Genomic DNA, 20,878 nt, shown 5'->3' with positions numbered 1-20,878 from the left:
GTTATTGACCGGTTAACATTGCATTAGTACTAGCACTTTGCTGAACCAACGAGTTGTTACCCGCGTTTTGACCAGCGATATTGATACCTGAAGCACCTGTAAAGGCATCTTGCATTGTATTGCTTTGAGTTACATTCAATGTCATCTGTGGGTTGCCATAGCCGTTGTGGTAACCGTAACCATGATCACAGCATGCACCACCGTAGGTAACTTCACTATATGTTACTGAACCATCTAAGTAAGAGGTTGCCATATAGTAGTTCTCTTCAATATCGATAGTGATTTCTTCGCTGTTGCTATATGTGCTGTTATCGGTGTGTTTGTAAATATCCTTATTATTTACATCATGCAGTAACATGAAGTCGCTATCATCGTTATATGTTTCTTTGATCTGAACATTTTTATCAACGTCTACTGTTAGCGTTTTATCGATATCTTTATTAAATGAATCTGTAATAGTCTTGCTATTACCAGCCTCATCGCTTGGACTGGTATCTTGATAGTACGGGTCATAATTATAATCATATGGGTCATTTGCTAATGCTACTGGAGAACTAACAACTGCTACTAATAGTGCGATATGTGTTTTACGCATGATCCTACTCCAAATATATTGAGTTGTTATTTTTTATAATCACTCGCATGCTTTCGCGAGATAACTTAATCATAGTTTTCGCCACTAGCACTATTGTATTATTTTTGATAAATTAAACGCTATTTACAAATAAGATTTCAGCTTTAATCCCTTTAAATTATATTGCCTTATAGTTAATATAAAATCTCATATTTAGAATGTGATATTTTTATTTTTGAGATAAATTCTCACTGTTCTTTTTAATAATAACGTCTCACTACTATCTCATGGCTAAGACACTTATTTGAGAATCTCAGGTGACACGCCATTCTCACCTATACTACGCTTTTCTTATTAGCTCGTATGAGGATAAACATACGACTATATAAAGAACTCTTAGGGGCATACATACGTTAAGTAAGTGAGGAAATCGTGAGTATTTTCAATCATAAACGCTTCATTGCGCTTCTTGCTTTATTTTCAGTAACAGTCGCAGCGGAAGAGTCAGCAGCACCGAACAAGAGTGAAAAACCGAAACGTGTCCAAACCGTTGCAGATATTCTAGAACAACCCGGTGTACTCACACCTAAAGGCTCCTTCGTTCTGGATACCTCTCTTTCTTATACTCAAAACTCATCAAACTCGGTCTCGGTGGTTGGCTACACCGTTTTGCCCTCTCTCATCGTAGGGTTGATCCGTGCTAGTGATATTGATCGTACCACTATAACCTTTGGACTTACTGGCCGTTACGGGATCACCAACAGATTAGAAGTCGAAGCGCGTATTCCATGGGTATACCGGACTGATTCTATCTCAGAACGTGACTTAAACAGTGGCTCAAACCAGGCGACGCTACGTACTGTCGATGGCAATGATATCGGCGATATAGAAGCTGCTTTCAAGTATCAGATAAATATGAAAGATGCACCGTACTGGATCGGTAGCCTACGCTTTAAGAGTACCACGGGCAAGTCGCCATATGATGTACCGATCAATAGCTTGAATGACTTTGAAGAATTACCGACGGGGTCGGGCTTTCCCAGTATCGAACCCGGTATCACCATGATCATGCCAATCGATCCCGCCGTCATATTTATGAATTTTAGCTATATTTGGAATATTAAGGATGATGTTGAAGTTGACATTACCATACCAGATGACGATGAGGGCGAAAACATCCGTGTCGATACGATAGACTTAGGCGATACCATTGGGTTTAGTGCCGGGATGGGTTTTGCTGTGAACCCAAAGTTTTCGTTCAGTATCGGCTTGAGCCATAAAACAATCCTAAAGTCCAAGATCAACGGCTCAACGGCCAACGATGCTAAGCTGTTGCAGCTCGACTCGCTATCATTTGGTGCCAACTATGCCATTGACAGAGATACGACAATTAACGTCGGTGCTACTGCAGGTATTACCGCTGACGCACCTGATTTTCAGCTATCAGTCCGCATACCATACACGCTTAAATAGCCCTTGCCACACTAAATCCCCGGTTCATATGATACGGGGATTCAGTTTCAATGACTAAAGTCTAATTTTCCTCTATGCTATAACGCTTAAAATAAGCAGTAACAGGAATAAATACATGTCCAACCCATTAGACTCATCCCAGATTGAGACGATTCAAGGCTATGATGCTGAAAAGCGATATAAGTACTTAGTTAAAGAAGTTGTTTCTAACCGTCAAATCTGGATTCTGACGGATGAACATGGCTGCGTCATGTTAAACACAGACGACGAGGATTGTGTCCCGGTATGGCCCAACAAAGAATTTGCTGAATCATGGGCTACTGGTGAATGGGAATCGTGTAAAGCAGAGGCTATTTCGCTGAACAAATGGCACAGCCGTTGGACTCATGGCCTTGAAGATGATGAGCTGGCGGTGGTTATTTTCCCTAATCAGGATGAAGATGGTTTAGTTGTTTTTCCTGATGAACTGGATTTTGAACTTAAGCAGCAAGCTCGTAAGTAAAACCAACGCTAGTTCATCTCGTACCAGCTATATAGTAGGAAGGGCTGCATCGGCCCTTTCACTTACCATAGGAATAGGATCTGCCACATAGTCATTTGTCGTCTATTCTCAATTATTCAGCCTTTATCACTAGATGGAGATGCACCGCCATGGAAGCGCTACTGAACAACCTCAAGCAGTTCCCTGAACAAGTTGGCTTTGACGCTGTGATCGACACTATCAATCGACACTATCGCTACACACCTACCGCCTTCACCAACGGGCTGGGAAATGAAACTCTCGCCAATACTGCTGGTAGCAACGAGGGATCGTGCCGGATCTTCGCCTTTGCTCAGTTACACCAACTCTCTGAAGCTGAGACGTTAGCGTGTTTTGGCCGCTTCTATCGAGAGGAGGTGTTGCAGAATCCTGACGGTGACGATCACAAAAATATCCGGAATTTTATGAAGTACGGATGGCAGGGTATTCAGTTTACAGGCAAGGTTTTATCTGAAAAGTAGTGCTGGCTTCATAGCATGAAGGGCTAATGCCCCTCATGCTATCAGCGCTGAATCTTAAAGTGGCTTCTGGCAATGTGAGCATTTTTCTGACGGCTTCATGAAAAATGGGGCTCGGGTTGCTTTACCGCAAGCTGCGCAGAATTTAGTTGAACGGATAGTAAACCAGGTCAAAGGGACCATAAAAGCTAGCAAACCCAGCATCATTGGCATAGGCGGTTGCATATAGACAATCACAGCACCAATGACAACATTACTGGAAATGGTATACACCGGCCACAATTTACGCTTACGTTCAACATCAGAACCTCGCTGAAAGAGCATAAAACTACCTACGGACAGTCCCAGCCAAACAATGGCAAATGTAATTAATAACTCTTGTTGCACAATAAACACCCACTCATTAATACGTGATACGCCATCAGTCTATCACTTCCGGTACCGTATCAGCCAATGCCACCCTCTTTTGTTACAAATCGAACATGCTCAGCCTGACGCCAAACCAGAATTTAACCCAGTTTGGGAAGCCAATCACAACCTGAAAAAGTGAAGCATCAATTTTGCGGTCACTGTCCTTGAAAACCCGCCCCCTGGACAGATATCTTAACTGAGCGGATAAGAAGATGCCGTAACCACTTTCCCATAGTGGTGATACAAGGAGTTTTAATGGTTGCAAAATCCTTATTGAGAACATGTTTTGTTCTGATGTTTGTGCTTGGCCGAAGCCCTGTTGCTTCAGCCTCGTTAACTGAATACAACAATTCTGATATTGAAAACCCCTCCCCCACCCAGGGCTCCAAAGAAACATTCCAGCGTTCTCTTAGTGGCCTTTATTCAATCCCAAGTTACCGTTCTCCAACCCTGACCCAGCCCCATGCTGACTTCGATACACTCTACAACCAGGCAGCCTCTGCCCAAAGTGAGCTTGAAGATGTGATCAACCAAGTCAGCCTGCTATCAGCGGCACGACCGGTATTACCCGGGCTAAAATCAAAAGCCAGGGCTCAACATAAAATATCAACTGAACTTGAGGGCCAAACAGAGCTTCTCACAGACTTAGCACGCGGCTCCCTCGTTTCCAGTGACATCGGAAGCCTAGTGCAATCCTTTGAACTATTGAATAAAGATGTCACCATTTTAGAAGTAAAAAACCGCTTCAAACACCCTGCCCCTTCAGGCTACCGTGATCTCAAGCTGCTAGTACGCCTACCTGAAACCCAGCACATTGCTGAGATCCAATTACATCTAGAGGTCATTTCTGATATCAAAAATGGTGCTGAGCACGATATATATGAACAAATTCAAACGATAGAACGTCAGGCAAGCGCTGAGCAGCGTAAATTAAATGATATCGAAGTCGCCCAACTCAGATCGCTAAGACACCAATCTCTTGCAATGTATCAGTCTGCATGGCATCAATACCTGCAGCCAGAGGCTATTGCCAGCTAATCCAACCAATAAACCCAGCCCGAACAGTATTATTGTCGGGCTGGAACCATAAAAAAACCATCTCCCAGTAAGTTCATCTTCAGTTCAGATTACTTTGTTATTCTACAGTCCTGAAAGAGAAGCTCTCAACAACCTGATACGTCACTTTTACCAAACCACTGGTTTGAAAATTACCGTTTTACGTATATTGCTGAAGCCGAAAGGCAGTACCAATCAGCATCACAGGAGTTGTTTAATGGATCTTAAATCTGTACTTCGTACCTGCTTTGTTCTTCTATTTGTACTTGGTCGCGGCCCTGCTATGGCTGCCCCTATTGCAAGCTATTCAGAATCAGACTACGAGATACCTTCCAATCGCTCAGAAGCCAGTAAAAAATCCTTCCAGCGTAGCCTGAGTGGCCTCTATAGCATTGATAGCTGGAAAGATACTGGTATTGCTCAGCCCTATTCAGACTTTGATCAGCTATATCTTGCGGCATCATTTGCGCAGCAAGAACTAGATACCGTTATTCGTGAAATAAGCCTGATCACCAGCACGCAGGCAATTTTGCCCGGCGTTAAATCAGAACAACGTGCGAAAGCCAAAGTAGAAACAGAGCTGCAGGGCAACACCCGCCAAATTACCGATTTAGCGCGAGGTTCTCTGGTTGCCGCTGATATACCTAGCCTGGTTCAGGCCTTTGAGCTGCTCAATAAGGAAGTCACTGTAGTGGCGGTCAAAAACCGATTTAAGTCACCGACCGACTCAGGCTACCGTGATTTAAAAATGCTTGTCCGGTTACCTGAAAGCCAGCTGATTGCTGAAGTCCAGCTCCATCTGGATGCGATATCTACCGTGAAAAATGGTGAAGAGCATAAAATTTATGAACAAATTCAAACTATCGAACGAGTAGGCTTGCAAGAAAACCGCTCCCTCTCTGAGTTTGAACAGGCTCAAATTGCCCAACTACGCGCCGTATCTAAAAACCTCTACCAAGAAGCTTGGCAGCAATATCTACAGCCAGAGGCCCTCGCAAGCTAACACATAGCGACACGCTAGCACCGACAAGGCCGGTTTCCGGCCTTATCATTCATATCTCAATACTGCGACGTTGCTCATTACTAAGACAACAGTCTTAATGTTGTCTATTCTATTATGAACACGTTGCTAGGAGGATCTGACGATGAGCCATCGTTATCAACCTATCGACTGTGCCCTTCATGACTGTTTTGAAATGGCTTGTATTTACCACTATCAGGTAAAGCTTGATTTACGTGATGAGAGTTCAGTCGAAGGCAAATGCATAACCACTGAAACCCACCCGGATAAATCCGAATGGCTGGTATTCAAAACGGAATATCAGTACACGAAGATTCGCCTGGATTTTATCGAACGTATGTCTGCGCTCACACCCGATGCACGCTTTTCGGTCATTAACTGCTGATCGGCAGCAACGCACTAACCTGATAATTTCCTGCCGCAGTAGAGTCATCCCGTTTCTGATCCACAAAGAGCGCCAATAGGCGCTCTTTGCTCACAGCAAGTCAAGGGATCACTTGTGAACCATGATATCCAGGATCTGTACATCAGTCTGGGTCATCGCACCATTGGCCAATGCCGACATGTTGCGAATGGATGTATCGACATCATCTGCCACAATGCCTTCATTGCCTGTTACCCGAATACCATCGAGCGCCATCAGAGCGGCCTTCACCGCGGCACTGGCCGATGACGAGACTTTCATCGCACAGCTGGTTTTTGCACCATCACAGATGATGCCGGTAATATCGCCGATCATACTGCAAATCGCCGCACTGATCTGATCAAAACGGCCACCAAGCAACCAGGTCATTCCCGCCACGGCGCCCATGGAAGCCGTTGTCGCTCCGCAAAGTGCCGACAGTTTATTCTGGTAACTCTTAATATAAATAGCCATCAAGTGGGACATCATCAAAGCACGTGCCGTTGTTTCAGCATCGGCTTTTACATGTTCAGCAACCACCACTACCGGCATCGTAGCAGCTATCCCTTGGTTTCCAGAACCTGAATTACTCATCGCAGGTTTCATTGCCCCGTCCATTCGGGCATCTGAAGCTGCAGACGTACGGCAAAGAATATTAGTCAGTAACCCTTCGGACAGTAGACCTCGCTCAACATTACGCTGGAATGTCGCTCCGATTTGCAAACCATACTGACCCGTCAAGCCCTCTTGCGACAGAGCATCATTAAGCTCTAGTGACTCAACAATAAACTCGATATCCTCAATGGGAACATGCAACGCAAACTGGTAAATATCCTGTGCAGTGGCCTCTGTGAAAATATTCTCAGGCTGGTTATCAACAACATCTGTTGCCGGCTGCGGGTCAATGATAAAAACCGCCTTGCCATTAACATCGATAGAAACCACATTGGTATGGCCATCAGCAATAATGACTGTTACCTCATCAGTTTCATCACTGACTGTGACCTTAGCAAACAGGATATTTGACACTTGGGCAACACCTACATTCACCTGCTGCTGATCCAACATCAACTTCGCTTTCTCAACATCTGCCGGGGTAATACCTTTTAATACTTCAAGTCCTGCGTCAGGTACACCTGCCAGAGCGCCTACTGCAGCAGCAATCGGCAAGCCAACCATCCCAGTGCCAGGTACGCCGACCCCCATCCCGTTCTTCATCAGGTTAGGTGAAACAAATGCATCAATCCGACTTGGTTTGCCTTTCAGGTGGCGTGTCGCAATTGCCGCAGCTAGCGCAACAGAAACGGGCTCAGTACACCCTAATGCCGGAACAACTTCTTTTTTAACCGTATCAATAAAACCAGACCAGAGGTGCTTTTTCATTGTTATTACCTTCAGAAAACAGGTGGAGTGCAGGATACTGGGATTATTTCCCTTTTGCTTATAAGGTTAATTTACACCTGTCTGAGGGGAATGTTTTTACTTAATTTGCTATAAAACAGGTCATTGGGAGAAAACCTTTCTCCCATTGGCCTGGCAATCATTGGCAGCAGCCTCTAGGCTATATTCCCGCCTCAAAATAATAACTTAACACCAACGACGGACTTGATCGCAATACTGGCGATACTCCTCGCCGAATAGAGCTTCGAGCACATCTTCCTCGGGGCCAATTTGGAAGTTGTTCATGTAGAAGATAAACAGCGGGATCATGATCAAGCTAGAGAGTGCTGATAAGTAGATAAAAGCCGCTATCAACAACATCACTAATCCCAAATACATTGGGTTTCGCGAGAAGCGATATACGCCTGAGGTCACCAAACAAGAAGCTTTATGTGGATTATGCGGGTTAACCGTTGTCCGGGCTTTGGCAAAAGACACTATCCCGGCAAGGCCGACCAGCGTACCAAACAAACAAAAAAGCAATGCCACCATTGGCTGGCCCCAAAATGAAAAGTGCCATACCGGCCAGTGAATTGAAAACAAATACATACCGCCAAGTGTCAACAGCAACAATACAGGTGGTGGTAATTTCAGGTACATATTGCACTTCCCTCCGCTAAACAAACTTATTGTTACTCATTGTATAATAGCCATAGACAGTTAATAGCAACGAAATGAACATCCTTCCAGCCAATATCCTTTTTATACAACTAAAATGAAAGTTAAAATATTGATATTTAAAAATAATAACTCAGCCAGTGTAATAATTTGCCAACCCACTATAAGCTCTATAGAATCCCACTACTTATTAACTGCACCATCGATATTACTGAATATACCAATCATGCAAGAGCTTAAATACCTTCAAGGTTACCCAGCATCATTAACCGATCAGGTACAGTCATTGATCCGTTCACAGAAACTTGAAGCTTTTTTGCTAAAAAAGTATCCCCATTGCCATGATATCAAAACAGAAAAAGCACTATATGACTTTGTGCAGGAGATAAAATCCCAATACCTAAAAAAATCGGCACCTGTCAGCAAAGTGATCTACGACAAAAAGATACACGTCATCAACCATGCACTTGGTCTCCACTCTTTTGTATCACGCGTGCAAGGCAATAAGCTCAAGGCTAAACATGAAATTCGAGTTTCATCGATTTTCAAGCATGCTCCCTTACCATTTTTGCGAATGATTGTCGTCCATGAGCTCGCTCACCTAAGAGAAAAAGAGCATAACAAGGCTTTTTATCAGTTGTGCTGCCATATGGAACCTGATTATCACCAGCTCGAATTTGATATGCGCTTATTCCTGACCCAGCAGGAGCTAACCGGGCAAATCTATCCTTAACAACTAAAAGATATAGCCACTTTGTGCCGACAAAATTGAAAGTTATCAACCAGCAATTGATCATCGACTCGCCAGTTAATAAAAGATTATTGCTAAAAATCTGACATAGGCCAAAGTTTTAGCCTACAATATACCGCTAATTAGAAATTTAGGTGTTTACATGAAAATTTGTGCTGTTGAGTTAAGAAGCAACGAGGCTGTGATTTGCCTTCTTACACAAACCAATGGGTTGTTTGACATCCCTCAGTGCCGAACTCAAAAGTTCATTATGAAAGACTCTCTCGACAATGTTGAGATGAAAGATTTCCAGTTCGCATTTAAAAAGCTACTTGACGATTATCAAGTTGACAGCGTCGTTATCCGTACTCGCGAAACACGCGGAAAATTTGCAGGTAGCGCTGTAGGCTTCAAACTAGAAGCGGCCATTCAGCTAATCGACGGTGTTAACGTTGATTTCATGTCAAGCAGTGACATTAAGCAAAAACTAAAGCGTAACCCACTGGCTATCGACTTCCGTGATACTGGCCTGCGTCAGTTCCAGGAAGCAGCATTTACGACAGGCTATGCTTACCTAAGCAAATAGGCCAAAGGGAAAGGGGATGTTCTCCCCTTTCTAAAGCTCGATGCGTTGCCCGAGACGCCGACGATTGAAACTAGTCCTGTTTCAACGGCCTGATCACCGATTCAAGGCCTTCTATTTTAAACTCAAGCGTAAGCGCCATCAGTATTCCCAGCTCTCCCTCCGGGAAGCCTTTTTTCTGAAACCACAATAAATATTCTTCAGGCAAGTCTATCAGCACCCTGCCGCTATATTTGCCAAACGGCATCTTGACGTTAGCAACTTTGATTAAGTGTTCTTTTTGAAACATGGTGTTCTCCTCGTCCTTAAGGATCGTTGATCACCCCATCATATTCAAGCAATAACCCATCGCCGTGGCCAAGCTACTCAGCTAACCAACGTTGACGGACTAATTCTTGCCCATCACAGATCAGGGCGCCAACAAATTCAGATCCCTGGCGTATTTTTCCAACGCCTGCCGGCGTTCCGGTCATTACAATATCGCCATCTTCCAGTTGCATAAAGGTTTGTATTTCCTCAAGGATCTGCTCTGGCTTATACATCATCAACGACGTGTCACCTTGCTGAATCAACTCCCCATCAATCGACAGTGCCAACCCTAACGGCAAACCAACATCCGAAATTGGCACGAACGGGCTAAAGACGGCCGAGCCATCAAAGGCCTTGCTTCGCTCCCAGGGTAGTGATTTACTTTTCAACTCGCTCTGAACACCCCTCTTCGTTAAATCCAGCCCAAGAGCTGCAGCAACAAAACGCCCATCTTTATACAGGTAGGCTATCTCGCTTTCATAATGTAGTTCGTCACCCCGGTGAGCAGCAGATAAGGTGTTACTTACCGCCGAATTTGGCTTAACAAATATCACCATCTCGTCCGGGATCTCATTCCCTAGCTCATGAACATGCGCCACATAGTTACGGCCGATACAGACAATTTTGCTCGGTGTAATGAGGGTATTCCTAAAACTAACCGTATTCATACTTATTCCTTTAAGCGGTATTAAGTCGTCCTTAGACATTATGAAAGCTAACAATATCGTATAAAGCACATATACCCAAACTACCTCAAGATGCTCGTTTCAGCGAGAATGGCTGGACTGGTAGGTCGGGCCGCGTAGGCAAGGCGCTGATTTGAAAACATAGTGGCTCTACGTTAAAAAGCAGCAACAAAGCATACCAGCCCAGCCAACTCGCCCTTTGGGAGTGATTCAGCATCTTGAAGTAGCTTGGGTATATAAATAAAGCTGGCAGTTGCCAGCTCATTCGACACCAAATTGAACAATTATCTAACCCAATCAAAATGCTGAAAGGCCAGATGACTATCCAGTTTGGTACTATTCCAGCATCTTATTGAACAAATATCAGCTGGGCATTTACAGGGACACTCAATAAAATTGAGTTCAACTTGGCAATTTCCTGCAGCACCTTAATGCCTTTATCCAGCCCGAAAAGTGACGATTTGACCTCTACCGGCCAGGTTGTCGAAACCAACAAACCACCGTTTTCTAAACCAGTTACCTGCAATTTCGCCGCTAATGTTTGCTTCATACCATGAAGGTCAAGTGTAAACTCAACATCAGCAGGCTGAGTTTTACCCGGTGTTATTTCACTTACCATCGCCGGATCAACTTGAGCCGTCAATGTAGCAAGCGGAAATCCCTCTACTTCAAACAGCTCCTTTTTCATCCGTTCGTCACGTATCGAGATCTGGGTATCGACACTTGAAAGATCGATAACAACTTTTACTTTACCCTCTTCAGAAACCGAACCACTAATGTTCCTAAAGTAGTGCTGCTCTATCACTGAATCATTTTTTACTGATAAGAAGTTTACATTAGAGTGGTTATTATCCAGCTTCCAGCCAGCAAAGACATTCGCATTGAGTCCAAGGAGCAACAGCCCAGCGAATAAAAAATTAAAGCAAAAGCGCATTCTAATTACCCTAGTTAATAGTCTGATTTCATCACTATAGGTCATCTATTTTGGTTGCGCTTACTATCGGCTTTAAAAAAGTAAGAAAAACGCCTGCATAAGCAGGCGTTTATCACTGTAGCTGTAGCTATACCAATAACAATGCTAGCCGAGCTTAAACCGGTTGATCATCCCGATAAGATTTGCTGACACTTTGCTCAAATTATCACTCGCACTCGCCATTTGTGCTGATTCTTGTGAAACAGACAATGACATGTCTTTTAAGCTCACCACATTTCTATTGATATCGTTTACCGTAAGGCTTTGCTGCTCTGTCGCTGTTGCTATGTGTTGGTTCATTTCCTGAATGGTTTGAACTTCCTCATTAATGCCCGTTAAGGCATCACCGGCAGAGGCTGAAATCTTAGACGCATTATCCGCTTTATCAGCCCCTTTGCTCATTACCTTGACGGCATTTTCCGCCCCTGCCTGAAGCTTCTCAACAATCTTCTGTATCTCTAGCGTCGATTCCTGAGTTCGCTGAGAAAGAGTCCTAACTTCGTCTGCAACCACAGCAAACCCTCTTCCTGCCTCTCCTGCACGGGCTGCCTCAATCGCCGCATTAAGCGCCAAAAGATTAGTTTGTTCTGCAATGCCTCGAATCACCTCTAGCACCGTATCGACATTACGGCTGTCTGCAGCTAGCTGGGCAACCACGTCACTGGCACTACCAATATCTGCTGCCAGTAAATTAGCCTCTGAGATGTTTCGATTGATGATTTCTTTACTGCCCTTCGTCTCTTTTGACGCAGAAATACTAGCATCATTAGCCTCAACCGTTCTTCTACCCACTTCCTCGACTGTCGCTAACATTTGCGTCATTGCCGCAGCAAGTTGCTCCACATCATTCTGTTGCTGATTTAAATTCTCATCTACAGTATTGATTGATGATGACATCTGGTTTGCCGATGCAGATACTTGCAAACCCGCAGCACTGATGTTTTGCATAATACTTTGAATAGAGGCGACAAATTGATTAAAGTGCCTGGCAAGATCAATAAGTTCACTCGTCCCTTCTTCTTCGAGCCTTTGGGTCAAGTCCCCCTCACCTTTAGAGAGCGCTTCCATGGCTCTTACTGTACGTTTCAGTGGCGAGGTGATAGAGCGAATAAAAAACGAAATGATCAGAGAGAGAACAGCTAGGATCATGGCAGCATTGGTCATGGCAATGATCTCTGAGCGACGGGTGTCCGCTTGCAAGGATTCCATATTCATTCCGCTACCAACTAACCATTTCCATGGACCAAACTCCATAACATAACTGGTTTTCGGATCTAGCTGATCTTTATTACTGCTGTTTTGCCATACATAGTCGACAAAGCCTCCTCCATTGCGCCCTTTCTTATACATTTCCTGGACAAAAGGCATGCCATTAGGGTCTTTCAAACCCATAATATTTTTTCCAACAAGTGCCGGGACCCCACTAGCCAACTGGACACCTTGGTCATCCCCCACGAAAATATAATTTCCGTTATCGAAGCGCATCGCAGTTATAGCCTGTAGTGCAGCCTGCTTGGCCTGCTCACCTGTAAGCGCTCCTGACACACTCAAACCATAATAATGATCGACAATGCCCACCGCGCTTTCGACCAAAGTAGCAACCCCTCTCTCATAATTTTCGCGCATATGGTCACGTGTTTTTGCCGAGTTAATCAATGTGCTGGCGACTAAGCCAATGGCAAATAGCGCGAGGATCGTCCAGACACGAGCTGCGATAGTCATTCTTGACAACTTACTATTCATAACAATAATCCCTTCTGCTATCCCTATCGTTCATTTGGCCCTGTAAGACGTTGATTGCGAAAGCACTGATGGTGATGCTGATGCAATTCCTGTAATTTTTGTTTGCAGGCATTAACATCAAAGTCTTCTTCAGCGGCATAGTGATTCACAACTTCCTCAAATCGCGCCATCAACTGCTGTGAATGTTGCCGGGATTGTTCACAAACGGTATGTGTCGGATTCTTTACTTGATGATCCAGCCGCTTGCTCTGTGCTCGCTTAAACACATTCTTCATCCTGAAACCTCTTCCAACTTGTTGTTCTTTTTAAATTGGTAAACATTGATTCGATTCAATGCGCAGTCTGGTAAATAGACTTTGCTATTTTTGACATGCAACAGGTATGGCATCCACAGCTGTCCTTTTTCAGGATCTGCACCAAAGCCACTAAAGCTATCGACAAAATTCCCCTCAATGTCGAACACCTTAACCGCCCGGTTCACCAAATCAGATATAAATAAATAGTCCGAGTCATAATCAATGCTGGTCGGTAACAAGAAATGGTCACTATTTACCCCATAACCTTCTTGACCAAAACTCCACTTCCACTGATTATCTGAACCGTAAACCTCAATGCGATTATTATTCTGATCCGTGATATAACAGCTGCCATCAGGAGTGACAGCAATATCTGTCGGTGTATGAAACTCACCATGCCCCGTACCAAGCTTGCCAAACACCTCCACCAAACTTGCAACACCCACCGAATTAATACGCCAACGGGCAATACGGTTATTGCCGGAATCTGCAATGAGAATGTCATTGGTAGCCGGATCTATAGCGATGCCTTGAGGTTTGTTGAGCTGCCAAGGCTCAGCGCCTAGACCACCAAAAAAGGTATAGGGAACCAGTTCTCCAATGCGATCGTCATATTGAAACACTGTGACAATACCACTTAGGTAGTTACCAACCACAATCATGGGTATTTCGTAGTCAACCTGGCCTGGCAACGGTGATTTAGGGGTGTAGCCAGCAATACCCAGAGAGCCCGGTAACAGTGGCAGGCTAACTGGGGAGGCCGAATTCTTGTGACCATTTTCACTTGCCTGAAGCTGGTAGTTCCCTGCATCAACCATCCAGAGTAAATCTTTAGGATCGTCAAACCGATCATTCAAAATCACTCTCAGCCAAGTTTGCTGCCAACGCTGCACCCATTCTGTTTGTGCTGCTACAGCCAAACTTAGCCACGAAGGCATGCCTGTTGGCTGCATCGCTTTAAACAGTGTTTCTTGCAAAGTGAACTGATGAGAGATCCAGTTTTCAACAATCGGGTATTTTTGCTGGTAGCCTTGTTGATTATTAGGGATAACCTCGCCAGTGACGGCCGTTACAAAATGAAACTGTCCCGGGTTATCTCTTTCGTCACCAATGCTTTTAATGACCTTAGTAGCACGCTTCGATTGATTCCGGAGTGAAGGTAAGTGAGTTTGGTGAACTTGGACTGAGGCTAGAATCGGCTCGGTGATCAACAGCCGATTTTTTTCTTTCATTGGGGTGATCTGAATAGGAGCAAAGAAGCCATCCAATGTGCCTTGCTGAATACCATCCATGTTGTACACCGATATGGCGTTGGGTTCAGCACCCGGTATGAGGATCCGGTTTTGTATAACGGAAACATCACGCGCCAGTTCCAGCCCATCGATATAGCATTTATCATTACTCGCAAAAGGGGCACCATTGCCATGCCAATCACAGCGAACTACCGTAGCAAAACCAGTGTTGGCAACATAGAGGAGGCCTTTTGAGTCGATACTTAACCCTTGTGGCCACAACAGGTGAATAGGCTCACCCCTCCCCTCAATCTGATGTATTGACCGTAAATACTCACCGGTTTCCGAGAAGATGGCCAGCCGGCTGGCCCCTCCTTGCCCTTCATAAAACTCATCGGCGACACAAAGTTCACCTTGATAAAAAACGATACCATTTGGACCTTTCAGGTCGACCTCTTGCTCATTACCAAAACAGTGAATTGATTGAATAGATAGGTTTTCATCATATTGCAAGATATGGAGGCGCTGATTGCCGATATCGCTCACATACACCCAGTTTTTACTCGGGTGCGGCAGAAGGCGAAAAGGCATATTGAATTGCTGGGGCCCATCCCCTGTCGTACCAAACTGAGCTAATATTTCGTTGAGCTCACTGTCAAAGACAAGGATCCTGTTATGTGCCGTATCAGCAAGCCAGACATTGCCAAATCGGTCAAGGCAACTCCCTACCGGTGTATTAAGCGAAACATTTCCTTCAGCAGCACAAGGAAGCTTGGGTAGCCGGTCAATAAAACTACCTATGTATGATTGAAATTCTATTCCCATCTTTCTAGCCTATTGACTTTATTATCAAAAAAATAACTTTTATGTGACTAATCACATATTAGGCAGCAATAGATGAAGAAACATACATCCGAACTAACAATATTATTAGAATTTGAACTTGCTCAAAGTATGAGTAAGCTCTACTCAGATGCATAGGCATTTAGTTGACATTAATGCTTTTATCAAATGATTGGCAATTGCTTATAGTTATAAGCTATCTATCGATACGGTAATCACATGGGTATCAATTACGCTGGGCATGAAAGGTTCACCCGTGATGTTGAACGGCTAACGATGACTAAAAAAGGTAAGGTTTTCTTAAGCAGCCAGCGTAGGGTTATTACATACTCAATAGAAGGAGGCTTAAGCCTCCTCATATTAAGCAAAAGCAGGGAGTTGAAGGGATCAGGTCAAATTATGACGCTTTCTGGTTCATACAGCTAGACAGAAGCTCTGCAGCAATCTGCTTCAGCAAAAAGGTTTCACGCTCAATCGACATGCCCTTTTTCTCACTATTTGCGATCGTTTCTTCGTTGTGGGCAATAGCATCATAAATATTAAGCCAAACAGGTTTCATGCCGTTATTGATTTCATAGTCTTCAAATTGTGTATCGCCCAATTCAGCATCTATCGTACATACATAGCAATAAGATTCCATGTGCATGATGTCGTGCTCTGCCTTATACCAAGGCCGAAATTCTTCATACATACCAAATGCTGAAATATTTCGGATATTGCGCGCGCCCGTTTCTTCCTCGAGCTCACGGATCAGGCCTTGAATAGCATCCTCGCCCTCATCTATACCGCCTCCTGGCAGAGTATAGTCATGATAGCGGGCAGTATATAACATCAGGATATTCTCACCATCCAGGATGATACCGCGAGCCGCCTTACGGTGAAAAATACGGCCTTCCAGCTTTTCAATATCAGGGTGAACAGTTGATTTCAGTAATCGCATGGCTCAGTTCATCTACTTCTGCACAATAACAAGCCGTGCATTCTATCTGAAATCCAACGTAATGCCAGTTTCTCCCTATTGAATCGATATCAGACCATATGCTGGTTCATCCTTTTAACCAGCCTGAGGCTGGGTGTACAGTCGTAGAGCCCCAACGCCGTCAAGGCGCATTGGGCGCCAAGATAATACCGATTGTAAATAGCACGATTAGAACCAAACAGTGTATTCAAGCCTTCTTTTATCAAGGTGAACTTGGTACTAAGCGGAGTACGAAATTGCCATTGATTCGAAAGCTGTCCATTCGTGGGGTGTGGGCAGGGAATATGACCGGGGTAAGTTTGCCAAGGTGTGACTAGCGCCTGAGGGTAATAGTTCTCAAGCCACTTCATATAAATACCATGCTTGAGCGCCCATTCAGTTTTCATTGAAAACATCGCTTCAAGCACCGCCTTACTGTAAAAAGGCAAACAGAAATCCAAACGGTATCTATCAACCTCTTCAAAAGGTAAGGTTATATGCTGGTGTTGATCGTTCTCCCAGAGAAATAACTGAAATGCCTTCAATAGCGGAAGATGCGCGTATTCAGCCAGCGCTTCCAGTAAATTCTCCTTTAGCTTTTGCTGTAAATCCGCTCCCTGCTTTACAAGGCGATGGGGAATATAGGCCATCTGCTGTTTAAGATAACAATCAACTACACATTCCGGAGAGCCTTGCTCGCAAGCCGCGACAATTGCATCATTGGTGTATATTTGCCCAACACAGACACTGCCGCCGTTTCCCGACCAAAACAAGCGAGGCCGCTCAACATCAGCGTAATAGGGAAAATCCTCGGCTTTCCAATGAATACCCAGTCGCTGCTCAATCGTCAACGCCTGAGTATCGGTGACTTGTATACTATGAAAAGGGATTTGATGATATTCGGCATATTGTTGGCTTAGCTGCGCATCGAGACTGGCATCGCGGGAAAAGTTCAGACATTCCAGCTCAGCTCCCTGCTGTTTCAGTTCAGTCGCAATTAGGCGTGAGTCCAAGCCGCCAGATAACGTACTGACTGCATACCTGTCCGCGCCGAGGTAGAGGCCCACAGCCTGTTTAAACGCACGATCCAGCCGCTCAACCCCCTCATTCAATGAGCACTCGCTGATCGGCGCATCTGCCCAGCGAAAGTACCGTTGACGCTTCATTCCATCGAGTGAAATGGTCATCATCTCACCAGGCCTTGCCACACACACCTGCTGGTACTGGGTCTTATCGCCCAAGGTATAGCCTAAGGTTGCAAGTTCTGTGATGGCTTCAAAGTTATTGTCCAACGGTATGCCTAGCTGGGGAAAGATCCGCAAGCAAGAGCTAAAAATCACCGCGCCCTTGTAGGACATGACATAGTACGGCCGCAATGACAGTGTATCGCAATATACCTGTAATTGATTTTGGCCTTTTTGATATTGGAAAGCGCAAAAGGTCCCCTGAGCCTGCCCAAGAGTGGCCCCCCAATCTTCGGCAGTAAGTAAAGTATTCAGATCATGGGTAATAGAAGCAGATAAGAGCGTATGGCCGATGACTGAAATAAAACTCGCCTCATCCTCACCCCAGGCGGCACCACCATAACACTGGTAATCTACCTGACAGAAAAACAAGTGATTATCGGTGAAACGATGGCGGTGGTCAGTCGGGTTCCGAGAAATATGACGATCAATTTGTGCCTGAATATGAATTAACTCAGGTGTCCATTTTGGGGTAAAAATCCCTGCAACAATACTCATCATCTGCTCCTATTACTCGCTCAAAGTTTATATCGCAATAAGCAGACCAATAATAGAAACATCGTGTAACACTTTGATATTATGATACAAAAAAGTAAGACACCTAATGGGATGTGCCTCAACTTGCTAATTGCATAGCAAATTGAGGCACCTCATCACCAATTAAAGACTCGCTTGAAGAATTTCTCTACATTCTTCACACATCCCTTTTTCAAGGTTCCGTTCGGATCCCACACCGGTAACTTTGTCGAACCGATACAGCTTTGATCCAGTCTTCCCCTTTGATTTTGGTGATACGTGAAATCTGTCACCTGCGGTGGCGTACGCAAGACCAATGGCTCGGGATCGCGTCGCTGAATATAGTCAGCATATAGTCGTAGTGGCCCTGAAGAGCCTGTCAGTTTGGCACTTTTATTGTCATCTCGTCCCATCCAAACAGTAACAACTTCCCGGCCATCAACCCCGACATACCAGCTATCACGCCCCTTGTCAGAGGTACCGGTTTTACCTGCCAAACGTGAAGAAGGTAACATTGAGTTCAGATAACGACCTGTCCCCATTGTCACTACCTTCTGCATTCCATACAGGGTTAGCCAAGAGGCTTGCTCGGACACAGCCTGAGCAGATGTCGGCAAACTTTGGTAAAGCACGTTGCCGTTACTATCAACCACCGCACTAAGCGCAGTCAGTTCACTTTTTCGTCCGCCACTGGCAATCGTCTGGTACATCTGCGTGACTTCGACAGGGGTGAGGGTAAAAGCCCCCAGCAACATCGACGGTAACTTGGGGATCTCGTTACGATCGACCCCCAGCCTCTCCATTGTATCGATAACCTGATCCAATCCCACCGCCATACCGAGGTTCACCGTGGGAATATTGTAGGATTTTGCTAGCGAAAGGTATAACGGTACCTGACCACGGTACTTGCGATCATAATTACGTGGTGACCAATTTTCGCCATTCTGTCCTTTCAACGTTAATGGGCGATCCTGCAGGCTTGTCGCCAATGAAAAACGCCCTGGCTGCTCTAGGGCTGCCAGATAGATCGCGGGTTTTACCACCGAGCCAATTGGCCGCTTGGCATCAATGGCTCGATTGAAGCCATCAAAGCCCGGACGGCTTCCTCCCACCATGGCACGAATTTCACCAGTGAGACGATCGGCTATAACGACAGCTGTTTCCAACTCGTTACCCGCTCGTTTTTCCAGCTGAGGGATCATATGGCGAACCGCTTGTTCAGCTTTGGCCTGCGAATCGGGATCTAAAGTAGTAAACAGGCGCAATCCCTGACCAGGCTGGTAATTATCGACATACTGCTTAAGCTCGCGCTGCAGCTGGCCAAAGTATGCTGGCTGACGATGGGCTATTTGCCCTTTTTCCTGCAAATCCAGTGGCTTTTCAATGGCTACTTGGTAGTCCGCCTCTTCAAGTTCACCATTTTCCATCATCAATTGTAAAACTAAGTCCCGACGTCGCTTGGCACGCTCCGGATATCGCCACGGGTTATAATAGGAAGGCCCTTTCACCAGCCCCACCAGCAAGGCCTGTTGATCAACCCGCAGTTCCGACAGTGGCAAGCCAAAATAGAATCGTGATCCTAACGCAAAACCATGAACGGCATCTGATCCACTTTGGGCTAGGTAGATCTGGTTAAGATAGGCATCCAAAATCTGATCTTTGCTATAGCGATAATCAATGATCAACGCCATATAGGCTTCTTTAACCTTACGCCATAAACTACGCTCGCTAGTCAGAAACATATTTTTAGCCAGCTGTTGGGTTAGGGTACTTCCCCCTTGAACCGTACGCCCTGCTTTTAGGTTAGCAACAAAGGCACGTGCGATCGCCACAGGTGACACCCCATCATGCTGGTAAAAATCCCGGTCTTCCGTCACTATCAGCGCGTCTATCAGCGGCTGGGGCATTTCATCTTTCGGTCGATAGATCCGTTGCTCATCGGTTTTTGCTTCCAGCATCCCGAGTAACTTTGGCTCGACACTGAAAATACCTAATTCACGCCCTGTTCCGGCTTCAGAAACCCGCTTGACCTTAGAGTAACCAAACTCGACAATCACATGCCTCTGCTGCTGGACACCATCTCTAAATTCAAACGGACGACGAATAAACTCGACTTTCAAGCGGCTGGTTGAATATTCACCACTTTTTTTCGGGCGATCGACTTTGCGATACTTCAGCACCTCGAGCTCGTTCACCAGATCTTCGTACCGGATCATAGCCCCCGGCTGAAGTGTTAACTCTCGGGCATAAACGACCGAAGGCAGCTGCCATAATTGTCCTTCGAATTTCTCCGTCACCATGTGGTTTAGGGTATTCCCCATCCACACCATACCGGCGCCAAGCAGTAAAACACCCACCAAGCAGCTATGCTTAAGCCACTTACGTCTCTTCGCTGGAGAGTTTTGGGGAGATATATCTGAAGAAGGTGATGAAGAAGACGTGGTCGATTGGGTATGTTGACCCGGTATATTTGGCGACTGTTGTTCTGTGTCTTGTCGCGGTTGTTTATCTGACGTTGCCATTATGTTCTGTACAGTCAATTACTGGGTAATTGTTTGTCCTCGGATATGAGTTCGGCGCAGACAATACTCAAAATACCCTGCGAAGATGTCATCCCATTGTCAAAGAGTCGCTCAGCACTCAAACCGGGGAATTGAAATAATACCAACCTGGATAAGTAGATGGTCGATTTTTCATGAGGGAAAATTGCCAAATACAAGGCGGGAATTGCAGTAACTAGTTGCTCTAATTATAAAATTTCCAACGCGGT

The 20,878-nt window shown here is 45.1% G+C and carries 21 protein-coding genes; 8 read left to right on the top strand and 13 right to left on the bottom strand.

What is annotated here, in order from left to right; translation table 11 throughout:
• Position 1 precedes the first annotated feature (1 nt).
• Positions 2-595: a hypothetical protein gene (locus AC51G0_RS26025; RefSeq protein WP_496302470.1), complete on the bottom strand. Its 594-nt coding sequence runs from the start codon at positions 593-595 to the stop codon at positions 2-4.
• 411 nt (positions 596-1,006) lie between these two features.
• Between AC51G0_RS26025 and AC51G0_RS26020 the strand changes: the two genes are divergently transcribed.
• The 3 genes from AC51G0_RS26020 to AC51G0_RS26010 all read left to right on the top strand — a co-directional run bounded on the left by AC51G0_RS26020 (position 1,007) and on the right by AC51G0_RS26010 (position 3,049).
• Positions 1,007-2,047: a transporter gene (locus AC51G0_RS26020; RefSeq protein WP_496302469.1), complete on the top strand. Its 1,041-nt coding sequence runs from the start codon at positions 1,007-1,009 to the stop codon at positions 2,045-2,047.
• A gap of 115 nt (positions 2,048-2,162) precedes the next feature.
• Positions 2,163-2,549, top strand: a complete 387-nt coding sequence (locus AC51G0_RS26015; RefSeq protein ID WP_496302468.1) for a DUF2750 domain-containing protein — start codon at positions 2,163-2,165, stop codon at positions 2,547-2,549.
• Positions 2,550-2,698: 149 nt separating this feature from the next.
• The gene (locus AC51G0_RS26010; protein WP_496302467.1) at positions 2,699-3,049 is read left to right on the top strand and encodes a HopJ type III effector protein; all 351 of its coding nucleotides are present in this window, start codon (positions 2,699-2,701) and stop codon (positions 3,047-3,049) included.
• 54 nt (positions 3,050-3,103) lie between these two features.
• On the opposite strand, the gene AC51G0_RS26005 is transcribed toward AC51G0_RS26010, so the two are convergent.
• The gene (locus AC51G0_RS26005) at positions 3,104-3,433 is read right to left on the bottom strand and encodes a hypothetical protein (RefSeq protein ID WP_496302466.1); all 330 of its coding nucleotides are present in this window, start codon (positions 3,431-3,433) and stop codon (positions 3,104-3,106) included.
• Positions 3,434-3,712: 279 nt separating this feature from the next.
• Here AC51G0_RS26005 and AC51G0_RS26000 point away from each other — a divergent pair, with 279 nt between their 5' ends.
• From AC51G0_RS26000 to AC51G0_RS25990, 3 genes are all read left to right on the top strand, one after another.
• Positions 3,713-4,495, top strand: coding sequence for a nucleotidyltransferase family protein (locus AC51G0_RS26000; RefSeq protein WP_496302465.1), 783 nt, complete (start codon positions 3,713-3,715; stop codon positions 4,493-4,495).
• A gap of 235 nt (positions 4,496-4,730) precedes the next feature.
• On the top strand, positions 4,731-5,516 hold the full coding sequence (locus AC51G0_RS25995) for a nucleotidyltransferase family protein (RefSeq protein WP_496302464.1): 786 nt from the start codon (positions 4,731-4,733) through the stop codon (positions 5,514-5,516).
• 142 nt (positions 5,517-5,658) lie between these two features.
• Positions 5,659-5,919 carry a Rho-binding antiterminator gene (locus AC51G0_RS25990; protein ID WP_496302463.1) on the top strand — a complete coding sequence of 87 codons (261 nt, stop codon included), beginning with the start codon at positions 5,659-5,661 and terminating at the stop codon, positions 5,917-5,919.
• A 108-nt stretch (positions 5,920-6,027) separates the two neighbouring features.
• Here AC51G0_RS25990 and AC51G0_RS25985 read toward each other — a convergent pair whose 3' ends face one another.
• Positions 6,028-7,320, bottom strand: coding sequence for an L-cysteine desulfidase family protein (locus tag AC51G0_RS25985; protein ID WP_496302462.1), 1,293 nt, complete (start codon positions 7,318-7,320; stop codon positions 6,028-6,030).
• Between the two features lie 204 nt (positions 7,321-7,524).
• Positions 7,525-7,977 (bottom strand): methyltransferase family protein, encoded by a 453-nt coding sequence (locus tag AC51G0_RS25980; protein ID WP_496302461.1) that lies wholly within the window; start codon positions 7,975-7,977, stop codon positions 7,525-7,527.
• Positions 7,978-8,218: 241 nt separating this feature from the next.
• On the opposite strand from AC51G0_RS25980, the gene AC51G0_RS25975 reads away from it, so the two are divergent.
• Both AC51G0_RS25975 and AC51G0_RS25970 read left to right on the top strand, forming a co-directional pair.
• Positions 8,219-8,728 (top strand): M48 family metallopeptidase, encoded by a 510-nt coding sequence (locus AC51G0_RS25975; protein WP_496304207.1) that lies wholly within the window; start codon positions 8,219-8,221, stop codon positions 8,726-8,728.
• Positions 8,729-8,888: 160 nt separating this feature from the next.
• Positions 8,889-9,311, top strand: coding sequence for a DUF3010 family protein (locus tag AC51G0_RS25970; RefSeq protein WP_496302460.1), 423 nt, complete (start codon positions 8,889-8,891; stop codon positions 9,309-9,311).
• Between the two features lie 70 nt (positions 9,312-9,381).
• On the opposite strand, the gene AC51G0_RS25965 is transcribed toward AC51G0_RS25970, so the two are convergent.
• The 9 genes from AC51G0_RS25965 to mrcB all read right to left on the bottom strand — a co-directional run bounded on the left by AC51G0_RS25965 (position 9,382) and on the right by mrcB (position 20,630).
• Entirely contained in the window at positions 9,382-9,597 is a 216-nt protein-coding gene (locus tag AC51G0_RS25965; RefSeq protein WP_496302459.1) for a DUF3820 family protein, read from the bottom strand.
• A 73-nt stretch (positions 9,598-9,670) separates the two neighbouring features.
• Entirely contained in the window at positions 9,671-10,285 is a 615-nt protein-coding gene (locus AC51G0_RS25960) for a fumarylacetoacetate hydrolase family protein (protein ID WP_496302458.1), read from the bottom strand.
• 367 nt (positions 10,286-10,652) lie between these two features.
• Positions 10,653-11,237 carry a YceI family protein gene (locus AC51G0_RS25955; RefSeq protein ID WP_496302457.1) on the bottom strand — a complete coding sequence of 195 codons (585 nt, stop codon included), beginning with the start codon at positions 11,235-11,237 and terminating at the stop codon, positions 10,653-10,655.
• Between the two features lie 144 nt (positions 11,238-11,381).
• On the bottom strand, positions 11,382-13,019 hold the full coding sequence (locus AC51G0_RS25950) for a methyl-accepting chemotaxis protein (RefSeq protein ID WP_496302456.1): 1,638 nt from the start codon (positions 13,017-13,019) through the stop codon (positions 11,382-11,384).
• 23 nt (positions 13,020-13,042) lie between these two features.
• The gene (locus AC51G0_RS25945) at positions 13,043-13,294 is read right to left on the bottom strand and encodes a hypothetical protein (protein ID WP_496302455.1); all 252 of its coding nucleotides are present in this window, start codon (positions 13,292-13,294) and stop codon (positions 13,043-13,045) included.
• Positions 13,291-15,372, bottom strand: a complete 2,082-nt coding sequence (locus AC51G0_RS25940; RefSeq protein WP_496302454.1) for an NHL repeat-containing protein — start codon at positions 15,370-15,372, stop codon at positions 13,291-13,293. The genes AC51G0_RS25945 and AC51G0_RS25940 overlap by 4 nt, the downstream gene beginning before the upstream one ends.
• A 415-nt stretch (positions 15,373-15,787) precedes the next feature.
• Complete coding sequence (locus AC51G0_RS25935) at positions 15,788-16,330, bottom strand: NUDIX hydrolase (protein ID WP_496302453.1); 543 nt, start codon at positions 16,328-16,330, stop codon at positions 15,788-15,790.
• 89 nt (positions 16,331-16,419) lie between these two features.
• Positions 16,420-18,093: an asparagine synthase-related protein gene (locus AC51G0_RS25930; RefSeq protein ID WP_496302452.1), complete on the bottom strand. Its 1,674-nt coding sequence runs from the start codon at positions 18,091-18,093 to the stop codon at positions 16,420-16,422.
• A 152-nt stretch (positions 18,094-18,245) separates the two neighbouring features.
• Positions 18,246-20,630, bottom strand: coding sequence for a penicillin-binding protein 1B (gene mrcB / locus AC51G0_RS25925; RefSeq protein ID WP_496302451.1), 2,385 nt, complete (start codon positions 20,628-20,630; stop codon positions 18,246-18,248).
• Positions 20,631-20,878 lie beyond the last annotated feature (248 nt).

The organism is Photobacterium sp. HL06, assembly GCF_059552575.1.
The sequence above is the reverse complement of the archived record's forward strand: the minus strand, read 5'-3'. Positions and strand labels throughout refer to the sequence as shown.

What these genes read in the sequence shown, in the direction of transcription:
- AC51G0_RS25985 (WP_496302462.1), bottom strand. Translation starts at nt 7,320, where the DNA reads ATGAAAAAGCACCTCTGGTCTGGTTTTATTGATACGGTTAAAAAAGAA.
- AC51G0_RS25990 (WP_496302463.1), top strand. Translation starts at nt 5,659, where the DNA reads ATGAGCCATCGTTATCAACCTATCGACTGTGCCCTTCATGACTGTTTT.
- AC51G0_RS25940 (WP_496302454.1), bottom strand. Translation starts at nt 15,372, where the DNA reads ATGGGAATAGAATTTCAATCATACATAGGTAGTTTTATTGACCGGCTA.
- AC51G0_RS25970 (WP_496302460.1), top strand. Translation starts at nt 8,889, where the DNA reads ATGAAAATTTGTGCTGTTGAGTTAAGAAGCAACGAGGCTGTGATTTGC.
- AC51G0_RS25965 (WP_496302459.1), bottom strand. Translation starts at nt 9,597, where the DNA reads ATGTTTCAAAAAGAACACTTAATCAAAGTTGCTAACGTCAAGATGCCG.
- AC51G0_RS25945 (WP_496302455.1), bottom strand. Translation starts at nt 13,294, where the DNA reads ATGAAGAATGTGTTTAAGCGAGCACAGAGCAAGCGGCTGGATCATCAA.
- AC51G0_RS26015 (WP_496302468.1), top strand. Translation starts at nt 2,163, where the DNA reads ATGTCCAACCCATTAGACTCATCCCAGATTGAGACGATTCAAGGCTAT.
- AC51G0_RS25935 (WP_496302453.1), bottom strand. Translation starts at nt 16,330, where the DNA reads ATGCGATTACTGAAATCAACTGTTCACCCTGATATTGAAAAGCTGGAA.
- AC51G0_RS25930 (WP_496302452.1), bottom strand. Translation starts at nt 18,093, where the DNA reads ATGATGAGTATTGTTGCAGGGATTTTTACCCCAAAATGGACACCTGAG.
- mrcB (WP_496302451.1), bottom strand. Translation starts at nt 20,630, where the DNA reads ATGGCAACGTCAGATAAACAACCGCGACAAGACACAGAACAACAGTCG.
- AC51G0_RS26025 (WP_496302470.1), bottom strand. Translation starts at nt 595, where the DNA reads ATGCGTAAAACACATATCGCACTATTAGTAGCAGTTGTTAGTTCTCCA.
- AC51G0_RS25995 (WP_496302464.1), top strand. Translation starts at nt 4,731, where the DNA reads ATGGATCTTAAATCTGTACTTCGTACCTGCTTTGTTCTTCTATTTGTA.
- AC51G0_RS25955 (WP_496302457.1), bottom strand. Translation starts at nt 11,237, where the DNA reads ATGCGCTTTTGCTTTAATTTTTTATTCGCTGGGCTGTTGCTCCTTGGA.
- AC51G0_RS26010 (WP_496302467.1), top strand. Translation starts at nt 2,699, where the DNA reads ATGGAAGCGCTACTGAACAACCTCAAGCAGTTCCCTGAACAAGTTGGC.
- AC51G0_RS25950 (WP_496302456.1), bottom strand. Translation starts at nt 13,019, where the DNA reads ATGAATAGTAAGTTGTCAAGAATGACTATCGCAGCTCGTGTCTGGACG.
- AC51G0_RS25980 (WP_496302461.1), bottom strand. Translation starts at nt 7,977, where the DNA reads ATGTACCTGAAATTACCACCACCTGTATTGTTGCTGTTGACACTTGGC.
- AC51G0_RS26000 (WP_496302465.1), top strand. Translation starts at nt 3,713, where the DNA reads ATGGTTGCAAAATCCTTATTGAGAACATGTTTTGTTCTGATGTTTGTG.
- AC51G0_RS25960 (WP_496302458.1), bottom strand. Translation starts at nt 10,285, where the DNA reads ATGAATACGGTTAGTTTTAGGAATACCCTCATTACACCGAGCAAAATT.